Genomic DNA, 21,854 nt, shown 5'->3' with positions numbered 1-21,854 from the left:
AAAAGGCTCGGCTAGTTTCGCTCTTCGTCTTTAGGGAGTTTATTGACTCTAGCGTCTATAAAACGTTGGTGATCGTCCATTTTGGTGCATTTTAAGGTACCACCTGCAATCCCACTCAATATCGCCAAGGTTTTATTAGTCGTACTGCTACAATTTACGCGTTTAGAAGGGCGACGATTGTCATTATCTTGTATTTGCTGTGTGCTTGGCCCGCTCAGCACAGGACTATTTTTTCGCTCTTGAAACTCTCTCGCCGCTTGCTTCGCGTCTTGGTCTGTTTTATCACTATTGTACTTTTCAAAGTAAAGAGCAGTGCCGTCTTTTACCGACAGGTTCAACGAGCCAGCACGCCGATTTGCATCTTTTGAAAGAGCGGGTGTTGGTGGCGTAATAGTTGGCTTATTTTCTATGGGTAGTTGCTGTATTTCTGGCTCAGTCGCTTTCTGCGGCTTGGCTTCAGGAATTTCAGAAATTTTATTTTTACTTTCAGGTGCTTCAGTAGTTTGAGTAACATCAGGCTTCAACTCAATGTCTTGCCTTTCAGGGACAACATCAACTGTTTTTGCGTCTTCTGGTTTGGCTTGAACTGGGGTGCGCGGAGTTGGAGGGTAATACAGTCTGGCGCTAATCTCGGGCGTTCGCTCTAAAGTATTCACCCGCGCTTTTTTATCGTTGATGCTCAACTGAGAAAGTATGACTACCACTATTACCCCAATAACATGCGCACTACCCGAAATTAGCAGCGGCCGCCACGCCCTTTTTTTTGCAAGGGCATGGTGTTCAATGCTGCGTTCAGGCGCAAAGAAAGGAGAAGTGATAGTCGTCATAGTAAACAACAGACCATGGGTGCTATCGAATAGTTCCATCCTAAATTCATCGTACTTTTTAGACACCTCACCTCAATACTTCATCTGGCTGCTTCATTGTTGGGCATTTTTTTAATCGTGCACCATTAATGTGCATTATTTTTGTGCATGTCTAACTGTTTCTTGTGTATGTTTTTGATTTATATAGATAAACATTTGTGGCATGGCTCTTGGTTTATCTTCCCGTAGTTGGAAACACGACCATAAATCACAGAATAACCAAAATAAACTGGGAGCAACTCATGAAACTAGTTACAGCGATCATCAAGCCGTTCAAGCTAGATGACGTTCGTGAAGCCATTTCAGAAATCGGTATTGACGGATTGACCGTTACCGAAGTGAAAGGTTTTGGACGTCAAAAAGGACACACTGAACTTTACCGCGGAGCGGAATATCAGGTGGATTTTCTACCTAAAGTCAAACTGGAAATTGCTGTTCAGGATGATCAAGTAGAGCGCCTGGTAGAAGCCATCGTTGGCGCTGCCAAAACAGGCAAAATTGGAGACGGCAAGGTGTTTGTTTACGACCTTGAACACGCCGTTCGTATTCGAACTGGTGAGTCGGATAGCGACGCGCTGTAAGCCACAACGATATTTTTGCGGAGAAAACCATAATGGAAATCACTTTTGAACTTGGGTATGCGCTAGATACCTTTTATTTTCTAATCTGCGGTGCACTGGTTATGTGGATGGCTGCAGGTTTTGCGATGCTTGAAGCTGGTCTTGTTCGAGCGAAAAACACCACAGAAATTCTAACTAAAAACGTGGCGCTATTCGCTATCGCTTGCACTATGTATATGATTTGCGGTTACGGCATTATGTACGGTGGCGGCGACTGGGGTCCATTCCTAAGCGGTATCATGGCTGATGGCGCAACAGGTGTAGCTGAAGAACCAGCAACATATGCACCTTCTGCTGACTTCTTCTTCCAAGTAGTATTTGTTGCAACAGCAATGTCTATTGTATCTGGTGCAGTTGCTGAGCGTATGAAGCTTTGGGCATTCCTAGCGTTTGCAGTTGTTATGACGGGCTTCATCTATCCAATGGAAGGTGCTTGGACATGGGGCGGCGAAGCAGTATTCGGTATGTATACGCTAGGCGACCTTGGTTTCTCTGACTTTGCAGGTTCAGGTATTGTTCACATGGCTGGTGCAGCTGCTGCTCTTGCTGGTGTTCTTGTGCTTGGCGCTCGTAAGGGTAAATACACTGCTGACGGTAAAGTAAACGCGATTCCAGGTGCAAACTTACCGCTTGCAACTTTAGGTACATTCATCCTTTGGATGGGTTGGTTTGGCTTCAACGGCGGTTCAGTACTGGCTACTGCAACTGTTGAAAGTGCAAACTCAGTAGCTATTGTATTTATGAACACAAATGCTGCAGCTGCTGGTGGTGCAATTGCTGCACTTATCGTAGCACGCATTCTATTCGGTAAAGCTGACCTAACTATGGTTCTTAACGGAGCGCTGGCAGGTCTGGTAGCTATTACAGCAGAGCCTTCAACACCTACACCACTAGAAGCTACACTGTTCGGCGGCCTTGGTGGTATTTTAGTAGTGCTTAGCATTGTTACGCTAGACAAGCTTAAGATTGACGATCCAGTGGGCGCAATTTCAGTTCACGGTGTGGTAGGTCTTCTAGGTCTTATCCTTGTACCTATCACTAACGATGGTTCAAGCATCTCTGGTCAGCTAATTGGTGCAGCGACTATCTTTGTATGGGTATTCGTAGTGAGCCTAGTGGTATGGCTAGTGATTAAAGCGGTTATGGGTGTACGTGTGAGCGAAGAAGAAGAATTCGACGGCGTAGACATGAGCGAATGTGGTCTGGAAGCATACCCAGACTTCACAAGCAGCCGTTCGTAAGAGAGTCTCGATTAGGCAACGAAACAACAATAACAATAATGCCTTATTACTTCGTTTAAGCCCCGCTAATGCGGGGCTTTTTTCGTTCTATGCAATGTGTTTTGTAACCACTACTAAGCTTTGGAAAAGAGCCTAGGCGTAATGTGACAATAACGCTACACTATGAATCGATAGACTAACGCTAGATTTATTATCGGCAACGTTTTAGTAAAAGGACGGTTATGATTGCAAGTGTGCGACTTTTACCTTTGATACTGGCTTTCTTTAGTATCAGCTGTTTAGGTTATGACAGAATAACGGGGCATCCCTTTGCAAGTCGCTCAGAAGTTATTGCAAAGAACGGCATGGTAGCAACAAGCCAACCATTAGCTACGCAAGTGGCGTTGGATATTTTAAAACAAGGCGGCAGCGCGGTTGATGCAGCCATTGCAGCCAATGCCATGTTAGGTTTAGTTGAGCCTACAGGAAGCGGTATTGGCGGCGACCTATTTGCCATTGTGTGGGATGCAAAAGAAGAAAAGCTAGTAGGCTTAAACGCTTCTGGCCGCTCACCCAGACAGCTAACTAAAGCGGTGTTTGCCGAGCGTGGTTTGCATCAAATTCCAAAATTTGGTCCGCTACCCGTTTCTGTCCCAGGCGCTGTAGATGGCTGGTTTGCACTACACGAAAAATTTGGCAAGCTGCCCATGTCTGCGCTGCTTACGCCATCTATCAAATATGCCCGTGAGGGGTTCCCTGTTTCTGAAGTTATTGCCTATTACTGGCAGATGAATTACGAGCGAATTGGTCACTATGACGGCTTCGCAGAGACTTTTCTTATCGACGGGAAAGTACCGCAAAAAGGCGATGTTTTTAAAAACCCTGGGTTAGCCGTGACCTATGAAAAAATTGCAACAGGTGGGCGAGATGCTTTTTATAAGGGCGATATCGCGCGCACTATCGATGCTTACATGAAGTCTCAAGGCGGCTTTTTGTCATATCAAGATTTATCATCGCATACCTCAGAGTGGGTAGAGCCTGTTTCCGCTAACTATCGCGGTTACGATATTTGGGAGCTTCCGCCGAACGGACAAGGTATAGCGGCACTACAGATCCTTAATGTGCTTGAGCACTATGACATAGAAGGAATGGGGTTTGACTCAGCTGACTACATTCATACTTTTGTGGAAGCAAAGAAGCTCGCCTTCGAAGATCGCGCTAAGTTCTATGCAGATCCAGACTTCAACGAAATCCCTGTCGACTGGCTGATTTCTAAAGAGTATGCCGCTAAACGCCAAAAGTTAATTGATAATGAACGCGCTGCGAATAGGGTCGATGCGGGTATTTATGAAGGAGATACCATTTATCTGACCGTTGCTGATAAAGAAGGCAATATGGTGTCTTTAATTCAAAGTAACTATCGCGGTATGGGGTCAGGTATGACGCCTCCAGGGCTTGGCTTTATTCTACAAAATAGAGGTGAGATGTTTACCCTTGAAGAAGGGCACTTTAATGAATATCGCCCTGGAAAGCGGCCGTTTCACACCATTATCCCGGCTTTTGTAACCAGAAACGGTAAGCCAGTGATGAGCTTTGGCGTGATGGGCGGTGGAACTCAGCCTCAAATGCATGCACAAATAATTGTGAATATTCTCGACTTCGGTATGAATTTGCAGGAAGCGGGTGATGCCCCACGTATACTGCACAGTGGCTCGAGTAGTCCAACGGGCGCGTTGATGATTGATGGCGGTTATGTCAGCTTAGAATCGGGATTCAGCGAAGCCGTTCAGCGAGAGCTTATGGAGCGGGGGCATAAGCTTCAGCGTGTGGTCGGCGCGTTCGGTGGTTATCAGGCTATCGCTTGGGACGAGCAGAAAGGTGTCTATTTTGGCGCTTCAGAAACGCGAAAAGATGGACAAGCCGCGGGCTATTAAGCACACTAGTGTAAATATTGAACGATGGCATATCTACTTCATCGAATGCAGCTTCACTTGAAAAGGTTTTTAAGTTTGAAGTAGTTGCTACAATAAACAGAAATGTTCGCAACACAAAGCGCGGCGAATACTCGCCAGCAGTGAAACGTCAGAACAAGGCGTGAATAACAACAAGAGCGGCAATGACACAACCACAGAAAGGCCTCTGCGCTGAGCCAAATTTACATGCACAGTATTTGTTACTGAACGTCATTGATGACGATAGCCAAGCCGTGCGCGCTAAACTATCTCGTGTATTGGATATTTTTGAGCACTTCGAAAATGAACATTACGAAGCCATGGTTACGGGCGTTGTCGCTATAGGTACGGGTTACTGGACCGAAGTGTACCCAGGCTTAATACCTGTTGAACTTGCCCCTTTTCCTGACATGCAATGTGAGGATCGCAGCGCACCCACCATGCCTTGTGACCTCTTTATCCAAATTCGCGCTGATAGATTAGATATTTGTCATGCGGTAGGAATTGAAGTAATGGACTTGTTGCGCATTCACGTGGAACTAGTAGAGCAGATCAGAGGGTTTAGGTACTTAGATGGCCGTGACCTCAATGGTTTTCTTTACGGTGCAGACAACCCACGAGGAATGAAGCGCAGACAAGTCGGCATTATTGGCGAGGATGATCCTGATTTTAGCGGTGGAAGCTATGTTCATGTTCAGCGTTTTCGGCACGATTTAAGGCGCTGGAACAGCCTTTCAAGTCGTCAGCAAGAACAAGTGATGGGCACAACCCAAGAGCATAATTTGGTAAGTAGCGAACAGTCTGAATCTTCGCATTGTGTTAGGGCAAGTACTGTTGCGCCCGATGGCGACGAACCTAGGTTGATAAAGCAAGGCATGCCATACGGCGACATGGCTTCTCAAGGGTTATTTTTTGTAAGCTGTAGTGCCAGTGCGCGGCCTTTTAAACAAATGCTGCATAGTCAGATCTACGGCAACGGCGAGGGAGACTACGACCGTTGGTTAGATTTCACCAGCGCTGAAACAGGTGCGGCGTTTTTTGCACCATCGGTCACTTTTATTAGACAGCAAGCGAAGCTCTCAGAAAACTGAGAGCAATGAATTAGCGCTGACCTTCATCGAAAGAAGAAATGCTTCAATACCTATTCGAGCGACAAAAACCGTCAGTTTGTTAAACGCTAGAGAATTAAGGCGCCGTCCCAGTCGGGGGCAAGATCTAGGCTTCTATAAATACGGCACACATCAAGATGGTGATGTACAAGAGAGTCATTAGGATTTATCGCTAGCGCTGTTTCAAAGTACGCGATAGATTCTTCCCATTGCTGGTTAATTCTGCACGCCAAGCCCGCCGCAATCTTCGTCTGTACGGCAAGTTTCTTGTCTTGCTCCTGTTCGGGGAGGTGGCTAAGAATTTCATATATCTCGATAGGTGCTTTTCGCCCTTTAACTCGCACCCAGTCAAGCAGGCGGGTTTTAACAGGGTAACCAGGCCCAATAATTTGAAGTACTTGAGCGCTTACGATTATGTCGGCTTGATACTTAGGTGTAAGCGCTTCTAACCGAGATGCGATGTTGACACTATCACCTATTACCGTGGTATCCATCCTATCTTCTGAGCCTACGGTTCCCATGATGACTTGGCCGAAGTGAATACCTATACCCATATTGATAGGTTCATAGTCACAATTTTTTCTGTGCCCATTATAGATGGTCAACGCCTTGCGTAAATCTAATGCCGCTTGAACTGCATCCAACGCTTTCTGCTTAGGGGTTCCGCCTTGGTGGTCGAACAGGGCCATTATGCCGTCGCCCATAAACTTATCTATAAAACCGCGGTTTTGGTGTATGGGGTCGTTCATTCTGGTGAAATATGAATTCAAAAAATTCATCAGTTCTTGGGGAGTGATTCTCTCAGAAAAGCCCGCAAAACCACGAATATCACAAAACATAATGGCGACATCGTTTTCCGCTGCGTAGCCAAGCTCCAGTGAATCTACATCAGTGGTAGCCATGTGCTCAACGAATTGGCGGGGTACAAACTTTTGGAAAGTTTGAGTGAGCTTCAGAGCTTCGTCGGCAGCAGCCTGAAATCGAGCCTCGTCAGCGGCCTGAAGTGTAGCTTCATATTTACTTGTCGTACGAGAAAGGGCTTTTCTAAGTCGATACTTAAAGCGCCTGCTGCGCCGGACATAAAGAACGCTGACAACAGCGCTATAAACAGTAAGTGCGCAAAGCGCGCTTGTTTGCCAATCCATTGTTAATCAAACCTTTCAATTTCCTACAGAAAAACAGCAAAAAGGGGTTCAGAAAATATGCTGTCAAGAAAGTATAAAGGAGAATTCGGCGTTAACACATTATTTTTGATTACATTTACAAAAGTGTTAGCGCCGAACTTTAATTAACGATAAGGGGGCTGATAGTTTATAAGGTTGAGAACACTTTATCTGCTGCAGCCAGAGTTTTTTCAATGACTTCAGCATCGTGTGCTTTTGAGACAAAGCCAGCTTCGTAAGACGCTGGGGCTAAGTAAACACCTTGTTCTAACATACCGTGATAAAACTTATTGAACTGCTCGGTATTACAGTTAATCGCCTGCTTATAGTTAGTGACCTTCTCTACGTCTGTAAAGAATATCCCAAACATACTGCCGGCAATATTAGTAGTTAGGCTAATATTGTGTTTGTCAGCAAGCGCTTGGAACCCATCAACGAGCTTTTGTGTATTCTCAAAGATAGAGTCGTAAAGGCCAGGCTGTTTAATTTGGGTTAATGCAGCAAGACCTGCGGCCATGGCAACCGGGTTGCCTGAAAGCGTACCTGCTTGGTAGATAGGTCCGGTTGGCGCGATGTGAGTAATGATGTCGCGGCGACCACCGAAACAACCCACTGGCATACCGCCACCAATCACTTTACCTAGACAAGTTAAGTCAGGTTTAACCTTGTAACGCTCTTGTGCTCCACCACGAGATACGCGGAAACCTGTCATCACTTCATCAAATATTAGCACGCTGCCGTACTCATCGCAGATAGCACGGAGCCCTTCAAGGAACCCCTCTACAGGAGGAATGCAGTTCATGTTGCCAGCTACTGGTTCAACAATAATGCAGGCGATATCATCACCGTGGGCTTCAAAGATTTCTCGAACGCTATCTAGATTATTGTATTCAACCGTTAGCGTATGCTCCGCCACGTTAGCAGGGACACCTGGTGAGCTGGGTACACCTAGCGTTAATGCGCCAGAGCCCGCTTTTACCAGCAGTGAGTCTGCATGACCGTGATAGCAACCTTCAAATTTTACAATTTTATTTCTACTTGTGTAGCCACGAGCCAAACGAATGGCTGACATGGTGGCTTCTGTGCCGGAGTTGACCATGCGAACCATTTCCATTGAAGGAACTAATTCACTGACAAGTTCGGCCATAATCACTTCAGCTTCTGTAGGAGCGCCAAACGAGAGGCCGCTATATGATGCCTCAATCACTGCTTCACGAATTTTCGCGTTGTTGTGTCCTAATACCATCGGGCCCCAAGACTGGATATAGTCGATGTATTGCTTGCCATCCGCATCCCACATATAAGCGCCATCAGCTTTTGTAATGAAGCGGGGAGTACCGCCCACCGCTTTAAATGCGCGAACAGGTGAATTTACGCCACCAGGAATGGTTTTTTGGGCGCGGGTAAATAAGGCTTCAGATTTTTGCATGTAATTACTTACTCTTATTGCTGTACCAAACGACGTCGCGTTCGTACTTGGTGAGAAGGTTTTCCACACCAAGGGTTAGCGCAAACAAGGCCATTCTTACAAGCACACCATTGTCGGTCTGTCTAAAAATAGCGAGGTTTGGATTAAGGTTTAGATCGTTATCTAATTCGTTGGCTTCCATACGTGAATCACGGGGAAGTGGATGCATAATAACGGTCTTCGACTGAAAGTGTTTTGTGTAGATCGACTGATTTAAACGGAACTTACCCCGGTATTTGTTCGCTTCTTCTTGAGAAGGAAAGCGCTCTTCTTGAATACGTGTCTGATAGCAGATATCCGCATCCATATTTCCTTCGAGCGTCTCTGTGATAGTAAGTTGATGCCCTGCGTTTTCTATCGCATCGATAATAGGCTGGGGCATGGCCAATTCTTTGGGGGAAATCAGCGTAAAGCGTATATTTTTAAATAAACACAATAAGCGTGATAACGAGTGCACTGTACGGCCGTAACGTAAATCACCAATCATTGCGATGTGTAAACCGTCAATACCGTGACCGTTGTATTCCAGTTCACGTTTTATTGTAAATAGGTCTAACAGTGCTTGCGTAGGGTGCTCGTTTGCGCCATCGCCACCATTAATGACGGGGACTCGGCTACCTTCAGCAAATTCAGCGACAGACCCGGCTGCAGGGTGTCGCATGGCGATAATATCAGAGTAGCCGCTGAGCACACGAGCGGTATCATAGAGTGATTCGCCTTTAGCCAGGGCAGAGCTAGACATGCCGGTCGTTTCTCTTACTTCACCGCCTAATAAGTTGAAAGCAGTACCAAAACTCACCCGAGTACGCGTGCTAGGCTCAAAGAAAAGATTACCGAGAATAGCGCCGTCTAATACGGTCGTGCGCTTTTGTCGCTTGGCATAAGGTTGCATGGAATTGGCGACTGAGAAGACTTTCTCAATGGCCTCGCGATCGAATTGATTAACCGAAAGAATGTGGTTACCGGTAAAGTCAGACATGCGCTTCTCAATCATCAACGAAAACGCTGCTAGTTTATAATACCAGTGGTGTTAAGTCATTAGGACAAGGTTAATCTTGTCTTACGTTTTGCAAAGTCCGGGCAAAGGTAAAAGTGACACGGGCGTTTTTCAAAAGTATCAGTATTTACTGCTTTGCTGGGTGTAGTGAGTAAAAAGTAAGAGAATCTTTTCTGCGGCGCTATTTACGTGGGCAGTTATCTCTTCGTCTTTTAACGGCGTTTGAATGCCGCATAGCATCATGGTGTGATACTCGCCTTTAAGTAGCGCGCAAAAGTCTACTGCAAGTTGCTGTGCCACGTCAGCGTTTAAGCTACCTTCACCAAATTTTTCAATAACTGCGCTTAGTGTAGCAAGCGATGCTTCAGGGCCTGCCTGATAGAAAAGTGTAGCGACGTGAGGGCTATTTACAGCTTCAGCGATGATAACGCGAAATATGGCAATAGCTTCTGGGTCTTGTAATAAGCGCACAAACTGGCAACCCACTTTTTGTAAGCATTCAAACAGAGAAAGTGAGCCAGAGGTGGCGTCTATGAGTTGTTGAGTGTCGAGTTGATATGACCTGCACTTTGATGAAATAGCCGCTTTAAAAAGAGCATCTTTACTTTCAAAGTGAGAGTAGACGGTCTGTTTAGACACGCCCGATGCTTTAGCTACCGTATCCATTGACGTATTCGCAAAGCCTTCTTTCAGAAACAAGCAAGACGCGGCATGTAGTACAAGGTGGTATTTTTCTTCACTTTTAGGACGGCCTTGCTTTTTGGTGGTTGCCACGTATGTTCTCACTTTATTGCAGAATATTCAAATATCAAACTGGACGGTCTAGTATTTATATACTAGCATAGCACAATAAGTATGCAAATATAGCCTAAAGCATTCGCTAAATTGGTTAAAGGAACTGTTATGACTGCTGCAAATACGCCAACTAAAAGTGGTAAATTCACGTTAATAATTTCGATTGCCGCTTTTATTGCAGCATTAGTGATACTTTTAATGACGGCAGGTCTTGGCAATGCAACGCAAGCGCCAGAGGCAAGGTTGCCCGTGGCAGTTTCCACTGGCCAGGTAAAAATTCAGTCGGGCTTTGAAACACCTATCAATGTGTTTGGCTTAGTTGAATCACCTAAGGCAACGTCTTTGTCTTTTGACGTCGCAGGTCAAGTTAACCGCATGCTCGTAGAAGAAGGCGATGTAGTAAAGAAAGGCGATATGCTTGCGCAACAAGATATTGCGCGCCTTAATGCCAGGAAAGGTGAGCTACAAGCGGCCATTGAGCGCGCGAATGCAGACCTTGCTCTTGCTAAAGTAAACAGTGATAGAACTACATCACTGGTAGAAAAAAAGCTAGAGTCTGCACAACGTTTAGACGAAGCAAAAGCGAGTTTAAATGTGGCTAAGGCCCAAGTAAGTGAAATGCAGGCAGCCCTCGAATCTCTTAATGTAGAAATAGAGAAAACCACGCTTTTTTCACCGTTTGATGGTGTCGTCAATCGCCGGTTTTTCGACGAAGGTAGTGTGGTGAGTGCAGGTACTCCGGTATTTGGCATTACAAGTATTGAAAACTATCAAGCGCGCTTTGCGGTGCCCGCAGATGTTGTAGATCAGTTTGATGTAAATGAACCTGTGCTTGTACGCGTTGGAGATATGGATGTTGCAGGCACGGTATCCCAGCGCCTCCCTACGCGCAACGTGCAAACTCGTACGGTAGATATCTTAGTTACGCTAAATAGCAATGAACGGGTGCGCCCTGGTGATATGGCCATATTGTCAGCGTTTCGCTCTCACTCTGAAACTGGCGCATGGCTCCCAGTTAATGCATTGAGTAATGGGCTTAGAGGTCTATGGCGTGTCTTTGTGTTACCAAAAGAAGGAAACGCCACCTTGCAAGCACGTGTGGTAGAAGTGGTATACACAGATGGTAACAAAGCGTTTGTCCGCGGGGCACTAGAAGACGGTGATATATATGTTGATGAAGGAACACATAAATTAGCACCAGGGCAGATGGTAGCCATTCCCGGACAACAGCAAGCTGGGGCGCGTTAATGAAGTCATTCAATTTCGACACCGATAAATCCTATCCTTGGTACACGCTGTTTTATCGACGTGGCCATTTGCTGATTTTAAGCTTGTTGATATTGATCACCGCAGGTTTGTCAGCATTGGGCTCTTTGCCGCGTATTGAAGACCCTCGAATAGATACAAGAAATGCGTTGATCATTACTCAGTACCCAGGTGCATCAGCCGAGCGAGTAGAAGCCTTAGTCAGCGATGTATTGGAAGACAGGTTAAGAGAAATATTTGAGATCAAGGAAGTAAAATCCACGTCTCGAGCGGGTATTTCTATTATCTTAATTGAGACTCAGGACTGGATTAATAACACCAGCAACGAGCAGCTATTCAGTGAGATCCGCGATGCAATAGGTGCAGCCGCTGAGTCTTTTCCAGAAGGTGCTATGGCACCAATATTTGACGAGAAGCGTGGTGCCACCGCCTTCACCTTGTTGCTTTCTGTACGTGCCGACCATTTTGAAAATACCCCTATTACGCTAACTGCCCGATTGGCTCAAGAACTGACTGACCGGCTTCGCAACGTTAATGGAACTGAACTCGTGCGTGTATACGGTGCACCGCAAGAGGAGATTAGTGTCAATATTGACCCCATTAAGCTTGCCGCCACAGGTCTTACATTGCAGCAGGTGAGTAGCATAATTAGCCGAGCCGACCCAAAATTGCCAGCCGGCATGTTAAACACCGAGCAAAGCAACGTGCGCTTCACCGTAGGTGAAGGCTTAAATGGCGTAAACATGATAGCGTCAATTCCACTTGTAAACGTACAAGGCCGCTATTTGCGAGTAGAAGATGTGGCGTCGGTAGAACGCAGTTATACCACGCCTAGAGGTGAGGTGGCTTTTTTAAACGGTGAAGAGTCAATTTTCGTGGCAGCCCGTATGCAGCCTTCGCTACGTTCTGATGTGTGGACAGAAAATGCGTTGAAAGTGGTAGAGCAATTTAATAAAGATTTCAGCGGGACCTTAACCGCCACTGTGGCATTTGAACAAAACGAATATACGGCCAACCGTCTCGCAGATTTGTCGATGAATCTGCTCATGGGGTGTGCCGTTGTAATGCTGGTCATTCTACTGTTCATGGGATTTCGTGCCGCATGGATTGTGGGTTTAGCACTGCCTTTATGTGCGGCATTTGCCCTGTTTTCGTTGAGTTTTTACAACGAGCAGATACATCAGATGTCAATTTTTGGGATGATTATCGCTATCGGCTTACTTATTGACAACGCCATAGTGATCACCGATGAAATACGCATTAATTTGCAAGACCCGAACCTGACACGGGTGGGAGCAATGGCTAAAAGTGTATCTCACCTATTTGCGCCGTTATTGGCGTCAACACTCACTACCATTCTTGGCTTTATGCCTATTTTTCTGCTTGATGGGAATATAGGGGATTTCGTAGGGCCCATTGCGATTAGTGTGGTTATGGCGCTTATTGGTTCGCTGTTTATTTCACTGACGATAATTGCTGCGTTAGCCGCTCGATTTTTACCAAAGCACCACAATGGCTCGCCCTTCGAAACCGTATCAAAGTCTTGGTGGAAGGTTGGATTACAAGCTCCCCAGCTAAGCCTTGCATTCAAAAAGCAATTAGGTCGCTGGATAAAACAGCCTGTTTTAGTGCTGCCGGTTATAGCCCTACTTTGCTTGTCCGGTTTTGTGCTGTCTTCAACACTCGCTAACGTGTTTTTCCCAAGCGCAGATAGGGATCAGTTTGAAGTTTACCTGTGGACGAAAGAGGGAAGCAGTATTGATAACACTACCCAATACGTTAAAAAGATTGATACCGCTATTCGTGGCGAACAAGGGGTGAAGCAAGTCAGTTGGTTGGTGGGCGGATCAGCACCGTCGGTGTATTACAATCAAATGATGACTCGTGACAACATGCCTTACTTTGCAAATGCTGTTGTATCGACACACACGGTAGAAGACGCCGTAGCGCTAGTAGGTAATCTTCAGCATTCCCTTGATAGTGAGTACCCTGAAGTACAAATTGTAGTACGAGCCTTTGGACAGGGGCCCCCCATTGCCGCGCCGGTTGAAGTAGAAATCTTCGGGCCCGATCTTAATATATTAAACGACTTAGGCGACAAAGTACGCATGTTGATGTCGCAGGTAGATGGAATATCTCAGTCTATTACCAGTATCTCCATGGGCGAACCCGAGCTTAAAATAAATGCAGACAGCGATAACTTGTCTCACCTCGGCTTAACCCTTTCTGAGCTTGCCAATCAGATGCAAGTTAACTTCTCGGGTATTACTGGCGGTTCAGTGCTTGAAAGTACAGAGGAAATTCCCGTTAGAGTGCGTCTTGATGAGGCATATAGGCAAAATGTAACGGGTGTGGATGCTATGCCTATACCTGTAGCCGGTGATAATGCTATTTCTTGGTCTCCTCTGGCCGCAGTGAGTAATTTAACACTACAGCCTGCAACCAGCAGCATTACCCGTGTAGACGGAGAACGACTTAATCGCATTCAAGCCTTTTTGCTTCCCGGTGTACCGGCAATTGACGCGAGTAATCAGCTAAGAGATTTGCTTGAGAGTAGCCTGGTGTTGCCAGAGGGCTATAGGATCCACTTGGCCGGAGATGCAGATGAACAGCAGCAGGCGTTAGGAAAACTTGCGACGTATGCGCCAGTCTTATTAGTGCTAATGGTGACCACGCTCATTTTAACCTTTACTAGCCTACGCATGGCTGGCGTAATCGCGCTAGTTGCTATTCTCTCTGTAGGGCTAGGAATGTTTAGCTTGTGGATTTCTGGTTTGCCAGTTGGGTTTAACCCTTTACTTGGTTGTGCAGGGCTTATCGGCGTTGCAATAAATGGCTCGATAGTCGTTATCGCCGCGATTAACGCTAACCCCAAAGCCAAGCAAGGCGATACCAAAGCCATCGTTGAAGAAACCATGAGCTGTAGCCGACATATCTTATCCACTACTTTTACTACGGTGGGTGGCTTAATACCGCTGTTGTTGTTCAGTGAAGGGAGCTTTTGGCCGCCGTTGGCTGTTGTGCTTGCTGGTGGCGTAGGCTTTTCTGTTATTTTATCGTTAGTGTTTACCCCGACAATAGTGGCAGCATTTCAACGATATCGTTATAGAAATCACACATTAGCTTAATTTTACGGTTAAACTATCCCTCTTTAACAGGCGTATAGAAGAGTGGTAAGTGTATGCGAAAATCTAACCCAATCCTGCGCTGGTGGCATACTGACTGCGTAAAATGCAAACGCATTAGACTCTATATTGTTTGGGCTGTAATTATGTTGGTGGTGTATTTGTATGTCTGGCACTAATGTTGAACCTATCTATATTCGAGCTTCATCGAAAAGTAACGGCATTACTAGCATTGTGCTGGGCTGTATAGGTCTGTGTATTGCAGCGCTATGGCTGGCCTTTCTACCAGACTGGTTGTTTTTAGCGGGTATCTTTTTGACAAGCGCAGCACTGGTGTGTTTGCTGGTGGGGTACTTCAAAATACGCGAGCCAGACTACAGCTTGGAAATCGCGAAAGACTATATTACTTATCGCCATCGCCTCGGCAGTTGGCGAATTCATTGGGATAACTTGCAGCGTGCAGACTGCCCACGTGTGCGGCACGGGTTAGACCATGTTCCTTTAGAAACAATCGGCTTTAAACTTAAAAGCTATACGGATTTTTTAAACACTATTTCACCAAGGCTTGCTACGCATTTGCTAATGGAGCAACGACCTTTGCTGATGCAAAATACCGATGAAGGCTGTGCTTCGGGGAGCTGCTATGAACAATCAATGTTCGACGATAAGCAATACGTAATGGAAGACGGCACCGTGATCAAAGGGATAAAAGCCATGCTAGCACATCGCATGGTAGAGCTAAGAAAAAGGCTCGGCTTTGACATCTTTATTGCCAGCTCAGAGTTAGACAGAGACGCCAGTGAATTTGCTAGGTTAATTGCCCAATGTCAGCAAACACGCCAGGCTTCTCAAGGCAATTAATTAAAGGCACGCTTTTAACTCAATAGGTTATAAGGCGTTTTAAACGCTAGATTTACCCTCTCGTAATACCTTTTCGGCTTCCGCAATAAGTGCAGGTAAATGCTCGTCTACTAGTTTATGTTGACCTAGTTTAAGCGCACTTTCGGTTTCGTGGGCGATGTGCTGCATGCGCGGAAGACCAGTATAACAACAGGCACCGTGTAGCTTATGCACTTCGCTTTTAAGTTCGTTGTAATCCTGTTTTTGCCAAAGTGCGGAAAGGGTAGCAATAGTTTCTGGTAGTAAAGCGATGAAGCCGTCTAACATTTCCGTGGCAGTGGCCTGATTTTGGTTGGCGCGCTTTAGTGCAAGCTGCCAGTCCACAGAGGGGAGTTCAATTTCTCCTGGCTCAATGCTAAGGCACCACGACTTAATAAGGTTTATCAATAGCTCTATTTCAATAGGTTTAGGGAGATAGTCGTCCATTCCTGAAGAGAGTAATCGCTCCTGTTCTTCTTTGAATGCATGGGCGGTAACGGCAATGATAGGTGTACCCATATTCAATGGGGACTTACGAATCTCTCTGGTCGCTTGAATACCGTCCATCCCGGGCATCTGAACGTCCATCAAGATCAAGTCGAATTCTTGTGTTTGACACTGGTTTACAGCATCTTGTCCGCTAATAGTCGTGATGAGATCTACAGGTGAGTGATCAAGCCACGTATGCAGCAGCTTCAAGTTCATTTCCATGTCATCAACCGCCAGTACTTTTACGTTAGGCAAGCTGCCAATCTTTTCCTGCATCGCGTTTTTTGCCGGCGTGGTGTGCTGGTTCACCAAACTATCTAATTTGGTCAACGTAATGGGCATGCGAACCTGTGAATGAAAATGTTGCGAAAGGCTAGGATATTGAGCAAACGGTTCTGGGCCCGAGTACCAGAGAATTCGCTTTTGAGCAGGGAATTGTACAAACCGGCTTAGGTAGGTGTCCCGCAATCCCATTTTACTAACCGGTACCGTTGCCATGAAAAAGTCATACTGACCACGTAGTGTGGCTAAATAATCTAAAGACTCCACTGAAATGATGTTCGCGCCTAAAATAGATAGCATACTAGCGCTTGAACGACGGGTTGCTGGAATAGGGTCGAATATTACAACGTTTTTCCCTTTCCAATCATTGCTGCTTGTCAGCGAGTATTTTTGACTTAACTGATTCATACGCAGAGATACGCTAAATGTAGATCCCTGGCCAAGCACACTTTTCAAAGTAAGATCGCCATTCATTAGACGAACTAATTCTCTGCTAATAACAAGGCCCAGGCCAGTGCCTTGATAGTTGCGATTTAGCGCATCGTCTACTTGTGAAAATGCGTTAAAAAGCTTTTTCCGGTCCTGTCGGCTAATGCCAATACCTGTGTCTTCAACGGTAATATTCAATTCGTGAATACCATGTGGAAGCGAGCGCCCACTTGCTGAGAACGTGATGGTTCCACTAGACGTGAATTTTAGTGCGTTACTGAGTAGGTTATTAAGCACCTGTTTAATGCGAAACACATCGCCGATGAGCTTTTCAGGCAGCGGATTTAAATTAAAAACGAACTCTATACGCTTACTGTGAGAAGATTTAGCCATGATAGTGACCATCTCCTCAAGCAGCTTATTCGGTGAAAACGGTTGGTTGTTTATTTGAAGTTTACCCGCTTCAATTTTTGAGAAGTCGAGAACGTCGTTAACGATAGTGAGCAGGTTTTCAGCGGCAGTATTGACGATGCGCACTTGCTCTTGTTGATCCGTTGGCAGCGGGGCGTTATTAAGTTCTTTACTAAAACCCAATATTGCATTGAGTGGCGTTCGAATCTCGTGGCTCATGTTTGCAAGGAACTGAGACTTCACGTTACTGGCTTTGATTGCATCCTTTCTCGCAATATCTAAGCGCGCATTCTGCTCTTCGATAAGCTCAACATTGTTGCGCAAATCATTTGTAGCCTGCTCTACTTCACTTTCAAGCTGGCTTCTGCTTTTTTCCATAAGTGCGAACGAAAAGAGTCCAGCCTCAAGGAAAACGCCAACTTGAAAACAATAGGTCGTAAAATCGTTTGAGGGCAGCACACCGATTAGGCTTAACATGCCAACAACAGCGCCAGTGGCAAGCATACTCCACGCAAAAATGAAGTAGCGGGCAGGTTTAAATCTATTGAAGAAGGCCTCAAATCCCGCATAGATATAACTTAAAATGGCAATGAGTCCCACGCCATATACAAGGTTGTTTTTCCATATAGACGGCAAGAGATCGATAAAACACACTAACCCTGTTACTACCTGGCATATTAAAAGTAGATTGATAATAGGATGGGCAGTGGGTGAATGTTTCTCGGTTTCTAAAAACGTCATGGTAAATAAGCCTGAGCTTATACCAATGATGACAAATATTAGTTCTGAATGACCAACAAGCCACGATGGGATGCCTTCAGTGAACAACAGGTGCGTATGACCACCCCACACAAACTGCCACAAAATTACCGCCAGTATGTAGCCAACATACGCAAGCAGGCTCTTTTCTCTAACGCCGAAAAACAACGCTAAATTATAAATCGCAAGTATGAGTAGGCCACCGTAGAAAAAGCCCCACAGCAAACTATCCATCTGAAAGTAACTGCTATGCAGAGGTTCAGCCTGTATGCGAAGTGGAGCAATCAGGCTAGATGAATGACTTTCAATGCGAATGTAAAGGTCGACGGGATCGCTGTTGGGAAGTTCAACACGAAAGGTAGGTACGCGAAAACGTTGCTCCTTCTGTGCTTTTCCCTGATGACTTTGACTAATGACCTTGCCATCTTGTACCAAGTAAAAATCAACGCTATCCAACTGACTAAAGTTGATTGAAAAGACCCAGTGTTTATCGTTTGAGACATTGGTAACTGACGTCAGTAGCCACATCCCGTTATTGCGGAATCCAAAGTTAGGGTTGTCGTGAGGATGCATAAGAAAGTCACTTCGCCTTCTTGATACATCACCAATGGTAAGCTGGTAGTCGGTTTCGAATAAAAAATACAGTGAATCTGATAAATCAAGCGTACTTTGTTCGTCAAACAGCTGTTCGATATGCTGTGCAGATGAGTGGGAAGGCAAGAAGCTACCTAGCAACACAAGCAGGAAAAAGAATACGCGAAACATTGCCATATTAATCTGTACTTTATTTACCGTCTGAATAAGGGTTTTATTATTTTTAGGACGAATATTGGACAGCAGAATTCATCCCATTCTATTTAAACACTCTATTTGTAGAATGACAAAACAAACACATCACAGCCGTTTACCGCTAGATGTAATTTATCTGTGCCGTGTAACAAATATTAACAGGCGCTTAAAACCCTCAAATGTGATGACAAATGTTTTCAAGGATTGCACACGATTGCGGTTTACCCCACAATAGCTTTATTGCTCGCGTGAATTCATTATGTGGTGCGCTAAATTACCCACAAACGACGGCCTCACTAGTACGAGCGTATTGGTATTAATAACAAAACGAAAAAAACTATCATGAGTGACGAGATCATCATTAATCGCGATGGGGTAGAGCAACTCCCTCTTCGACGCTTCACCGAAGACGCTTATCTTAACTATTCTATGTACGTCATCATGGACCGTGCCCTCCCGCACATTTCAGATGGTTTGAAGCCGGTACAGCGACGCATTATCTATGCTATGTCAGATTTGGGCTTAAGCGCGAACGCAAAGTACAAAAAGTCGGCAAGAACCGTTGGTGACGTATTAGGTAAGTTTCACCCTCACGGAGATTCTGCATGTTACGAAGCGATGGTGCTTATGGCGCAGCCTTTCTCTTACCGGTACCCATTGGTAGATGGGCAGGGGAACTGGGGTGCACCAGATGATCCTAAATCGTTTGCAGCCATGCGTTACACGGAAGCAAAACTCTCTCGGTTTTCAGAAGTACTGCTTAATGAACTCGGCCAAGGCACTGTAGACTGGGTACCTAACTTTGACGGTACCTTAGAAGAGCCTAGTGTGTTACCGGCACGCTTACCTCACATTTTGCTTAACGGTGTGACGGGCATCGCAGTGGGTATGGCGACCGATATTCCTCCTCATAATGTTAGAGAGTTGGCCAATGCTTGCGCTATGTTGCTAGACAACAGTAAAGCTGAACTTCGCGATGTATTAGAGCACGTGAATGGACCGGACTATCCCACCGAAGCAGAAATTATTACGCCAAAAGCCGATATTCAAAAGCTCTATGAGACAGGACGTGGCTCAATAAAAATGCGTGCAGTATATGGTGAGGAAAATGGCGACGTGGTCATCACTGCTTTGCCTCATCAAGCGTCAGGCGCCAAAATTTTAGAGCAAATTGCAGCGCAAATGCAGGCGAAGAAATTGCCCATGGTAAGCGATCTCCGCGACGAGTCGGACCATGAAAACCCAACGCGCTTAGTTATTACACCTCGCTCAAATCGCATTGATGTAACCCAATTAATGCAGCATTTATTCGCAACCACCGACCTTGAGAAAAACTACCGGGTTAACCTGAATATGATTGGCCTAGACGGCCGCCCTCAGGTCAAGGATTTGCGTACTATTTTGACTGAGTGGCTGCAGTACCGCAAAGATACGGTAACGCGCCGCTTGCAGTACCGCTTAGACAAAGTGCTAGCGCGCTTGCATATTCTAGAAGGTTTGTTGATTGCGTTTTTGAATATTGATGAAGTTATCGAAATTATTCGTACGTATGACAAACCAAAGCCAGAGTTAATGGCGCGTTTTGGACTAAGTGATAAGCAAGCTGAAGCTATTCTTGAACTGAAACTACGTCACCTAGCCAAACTTGAAGAAATGAAAATTAAGGGCGAGCAAGATGAGCTTGCAGCCGAGCGCGACAAGCTACAACAGTTGTTAGGCTCAGATCGCCGTCTTAAAACGCTAATTAAAAAAGAAATTCTTGCAGATGCTGAAAAGTACGGTGACGACAGACGTTCACCTATTGTTGAGCGAGGCGAAGCCAAAGCACTGTCTGAAAAAGAGTTAGTGCCTGCTGAATCAGTCACCGTCGTGCTTTCTGAAAAAGGTTGGGCGCGCTGTGCAAAAGGTCACGACATTGATGCCGAGGGCTTAAGTTATAAAGCCGGTGATGCCTATTTATCTAGCGCTGAAGGTAAAAGTAATCAGCCTGCGGTATTTATGGATAGTTCAGGCCGGACCTTCTCTTGCGATGCGCACGGCTTGCCTTCAGCTAGAAGTCAGGGCGAACCGTTAACCGGGCGCTTTAGCATTGTGGGTGGTGAATCATTCCAACACGTTATTATGGCGCAAGATGAAAGTAAGTTCTTAGTGGGCTCTGACGCAGGCTACGGCTTTGTGGGCACCTTTAAAGATATGGTGAGTAAAAACAAAGCCGGTAAAGCCTACTTATCCTTGCCTACTGCGGCTAAAGTGATGAAACCAACACCGGTTACTAATCCAGACTCGGATTGGTGCCTAAGTATTTCCAATGAAGGTCGCATGCTCATGTTCCCACTACGCGATTTACCAAGTTTAGGTAAAGGGAAGGGGAACAAGCTTATCAATATTCCTTCGGCAAAATCACAGTCTCGCGAAGAGTTCGTGAAGGTGCTTGCTGTTGTGCCTGATGGCGCAGCGATCAAAGTTGGAGCGGGCAAGCGCAATATGACGCTCACTGCGGAAGACCTGACCCATTATCAGGGGGAAAGGGGCCGCAGAGGGAATAAATTGCCGCGAGGATTGCAGCGAGTTGATACGGTTGAAATCGTGCTGCCTAGCAAAGATGAAGCAACAGAAGATTTGTCATAAAGTTTAAGTTGTTCTTATGCTTAGGTGAACTACACTCATTAAAGGAACCAATGAGGAATTTACATGTTAGGCATAGTTTTCACATCGTTAATCGATATGCTCGAGGAAAAAGTTTCTCCTGAGTTCGCTGATGATGTCATTATGGAAGCTGAATTAGAGAACGACGGAGCTTACACGGCAGTAGGTTATTACCCGTTTGAACAGATGCAACGCCTAGTTGGTGTGCTGGTGGAAAGAACGGGTAAGTCCGCGAATGAACTCTTATACGATTTTGGCTTTTATTTATTTGGTAAATTAGGTGCCGTGCACGGTGACGTGCTGGCCAATACCGATGGCATGTTGAACATGCTAGAACACTTGGATGGTGACATTCATGTCCAAGTCAAAAAACTTTATCCTGACGCAGATCTTCCCCGCTTCAAAGTTCTGTCACGCACAGACACCACAATGCGCCTGCAATATTATTCTGAAAGAGAGCTGTACCCTTTAGCTGAAGGCTTAATGGATGCTGCTGCAGTCTATTATAACTGCACGCTAGAAAGGGAAACTCACCAACTTAAAACACCACATACGTACGAATTCAGCATATCTGTTGTTGTTTAACGGA

Annotated in this window: 15 protein-coding genes; 9 read left to right on the top strand and 6 right to left on the bottom strand. The window is 45.6% G+C overall.

Annotated features, from left to right (window positions below):
- Positions 1 to 11 precede the first annotated feature (11 nt).
- A complete protein-coding gene (locus tag E5672_RS18485) occupies positions 12 to 893 on the bottom strand; it encodes a hypothetical protein (protein ID WP_240692279.1) in 882 nt (293 codons plus the stop codon).
- 215 nt (positions 894 to 1,108) lie between these two features.
- On the opposite strand from E5672_RS18485, the gene glnK reads away from it, so the two are divergent.
- The 4 genes from glnK (at position 1,109) to E5672_RS18465 (ending at position 5,749) form a co-directional block, all read left to right on the top strand.
- The gene (glnK, locus tag E5672_RS18480; protein WP_012516988.1) at positions 1,109 to 1,447 is read left to right on the top strand and encodes a P-II family nitrogen regulator; all 339 of its coding nucleotides are present in this window, start codon (positions 1,109 to 1,111) and stop codon (positions 1,445 to 1,447) included.
- A 32-nt stretch (positions 1,448 to 1,479) separates the two neighbouring features.
- Entirely contained in the window at positions 1,480 to 2,727 is a 1,248-nt protein-coding gene (locus E5672_RS18475) for an ammonium transporter (protein ID WP_136783677.1), read from the top strand.
- Between the two features lie 221 nt (positions 2,728 to 2,948).
- The gene (gene ggt / locus E5672_RS18470) at positions 2,949 to 4,640 is read left to right on the top strand and encodes a gamma-glutamyltransferase (RefSeq protein ID WP_136783676.1); all 1,692 of its coding nucleotides are present in this window, start codon (positions 2,949 to 2,951) and stop codon (positions 4,638 to 4,640) included.
- 182 nt (positions 4,641 to 4,822) lie between these two features.
- Positions 4,823 to 5,749, top strand: a complete 927-nt coding sequence (locus tag E5672_RS18465; RefSeq protein ID WP_136783674.1) for a Dyp-type peroxidase — start codon at positions 4,823 to 4,825, stop codon at positions 5,747 to 5,749.
- An 86-nt stretch (positions 5,750 to 5,835) separates the two neighbouring features.
- On the opposite strand, the gene E5672_RS18460 is transcribed toward E5672_RS18465, so the two are convergent.
- The 4 genes from E5672_RS18460 to E5672_RS18445 form a co-directional block, all read right to left on the bottom strand.
- On the bottom strand, positions 5,836 to 6,912 hold the full coding sequence (locus E5672_RS18460) for an adenylate/guanylate cyclase domain-containing protein (RefSeq protein WP_136783672.1): 1,077 nt from the start codon (positions 6,910 to 6,912) through the stop codon (positions 5,836 to 5,838).
- A 166-nt stretch (positions 6,913 to 7,078) separates the two neighbouring features.
- A complete protein-coding gene (gene hemL, locus E5672_RS18455; RefSeq protein WP_136783670.1) occupies positions 7,079 to 8,359 on the bottom strand; it encodes a glutamate-1-semialdehyde 2,1-aminomutase in 1,281 nt (426 codons plus the stop codon).
- A 4-nt stretch (positions 8,360 to 8,363) separates the two neighbouring features.
- A complete protein-coding gene (locus tag E5672_RS18450) occupies positions 8,364 to 9,377 on the bottom strand; it encodes an aspartate carbamoyltransferase (protein ID WP_136783668.1) in 1,014 nt (337 codons plus the stop codon).
- A gap of 138 nt (positions 9,378 to 9,515) precedes the next feature.
- Entirely contained in the window at positions 9,516 to 10,169 is a 654-nt protein-coding gene (locus tag E5672_RS18445; RefSeq protein ID WP_136783666.1) for a TetR/AcrR family transcriptional regulator, read from the bottom strand.
- Positions 10,170 to 10,298: 129 nt separating this feature from the next.
- Between E5672_RS18445 and E5672_RS18440 the strand changes: the two genes are divergently transcribed.
- The 3 genes from E5672_RS18440 to E5672_RS18430 all read left to right on the top strand — a co-directional run bounded on the left by E5672_RS18440 (position 10,299) and on the right by E5672_RS18430 (position 15,442).
- Complete coding sequence (locus E5672_RS18440) at positions 10,299 to 11,438, top strand: efflux RND transporter periplasmic adaptor subunit (protein WP_136783665.1); 1,140 nt, start codon at positions 10,299 to 10,301, stop codon at positions 11,436 to 11,438.
- The gene (locus E5672_RS18435) at positions 11,438 to 14,584 is read left to right on the top strand and encodes an efflux RND transporter permease subunit (protein WP_136783663.1); all 3,147 of its coding nucleotides are present in this window, start codon (positions 11,438 to 11,440) and stop codon (positions 14,582 to 14,584) included. Before E5672_RS18440 ends, E5672_RS18435 begins: the two co-directional genes overlap by 1 nt.
- A 162-nt stretch (positions 14,585 to 14,746) precedes the next feature.
- Positions 14,747 to 15,442 (top strand): DUF2982 domain-containing protein, encoded by a 696-nt coding sequence (locus tag E5672_RS18430; RefSeq protein WP_136783661.1) that lies wholly within the window; start codon positions 14,747 to 14,749, stop codon positions 15,440 to 15,442.
- A 39-nt stretch (positions 15,443 to 15,481) separates the two neighbouring features.
- On the opposite strand, the gene E5672_RS18425 is transcribed toward E5672_RS18430, so the two are convergent.
- Complete coding sequence (locus tag E5672_RS18425) at positions 15,482 to 18,601, bottom strand: hybrid sensor histidine kinase/response regulator (protein ID WP_136783659.1); 3,120 nt, start codon at positions 18,599 to 18,601, stop codon at positions 15,482 to 15,484.
- 360 nt (positions 18,602 to 18,961) lie between these two features.
- Here E5672_RS18425 and parC point away from each other — a divergent pair, with 360 nt between their 5' ends.
- Together parC and E5672_RS18415 are read left to right on the top strand one after the other, a co-directional pair.
- Positions 18,962 to 21,247, top strand: coding sequence for a DNA topoisomerase IV subunit A (gene parC / locus E5672_RS18420; RefSeq protein WP_136783657.1), 2,286 nt, complete (start codon positions 18,962 to 18,964; stop codon positions 21,245 to 21,247).
- A gap of 63 nt (positions 21,248 to 21,310) precedes the next feature.
- Positions 21,311 to 21,850 carry a heme NO-binding domain-containing protein gene (locus E5672_RS18415; protein WP_136783655.1) on the top strand — a complete coding sequence of 180 codons (540 nt, stop codon included), beginning with the start codon at positions 21,311 to 21,313 and terminating at the stop codon, positions 21,848 to 21,850.
- Positions 21,851 to 21,854 lie beyond the last annotated feature (4 nt).

Source organism: Alteromonas portus (assembly GCF_005117025.1).
Lineage (GTDB): Bacteria > Pseudomonadota > Gammaproteobacteria > Enterobacterales > Alteromonadaceae > Alteromonas > Alteromonas portus.
The sequence above is the reverse complement of the archived record's forward strand: the minus strand, read 5'-3'. Positions and strand labels throughout refer to the sequence as shown.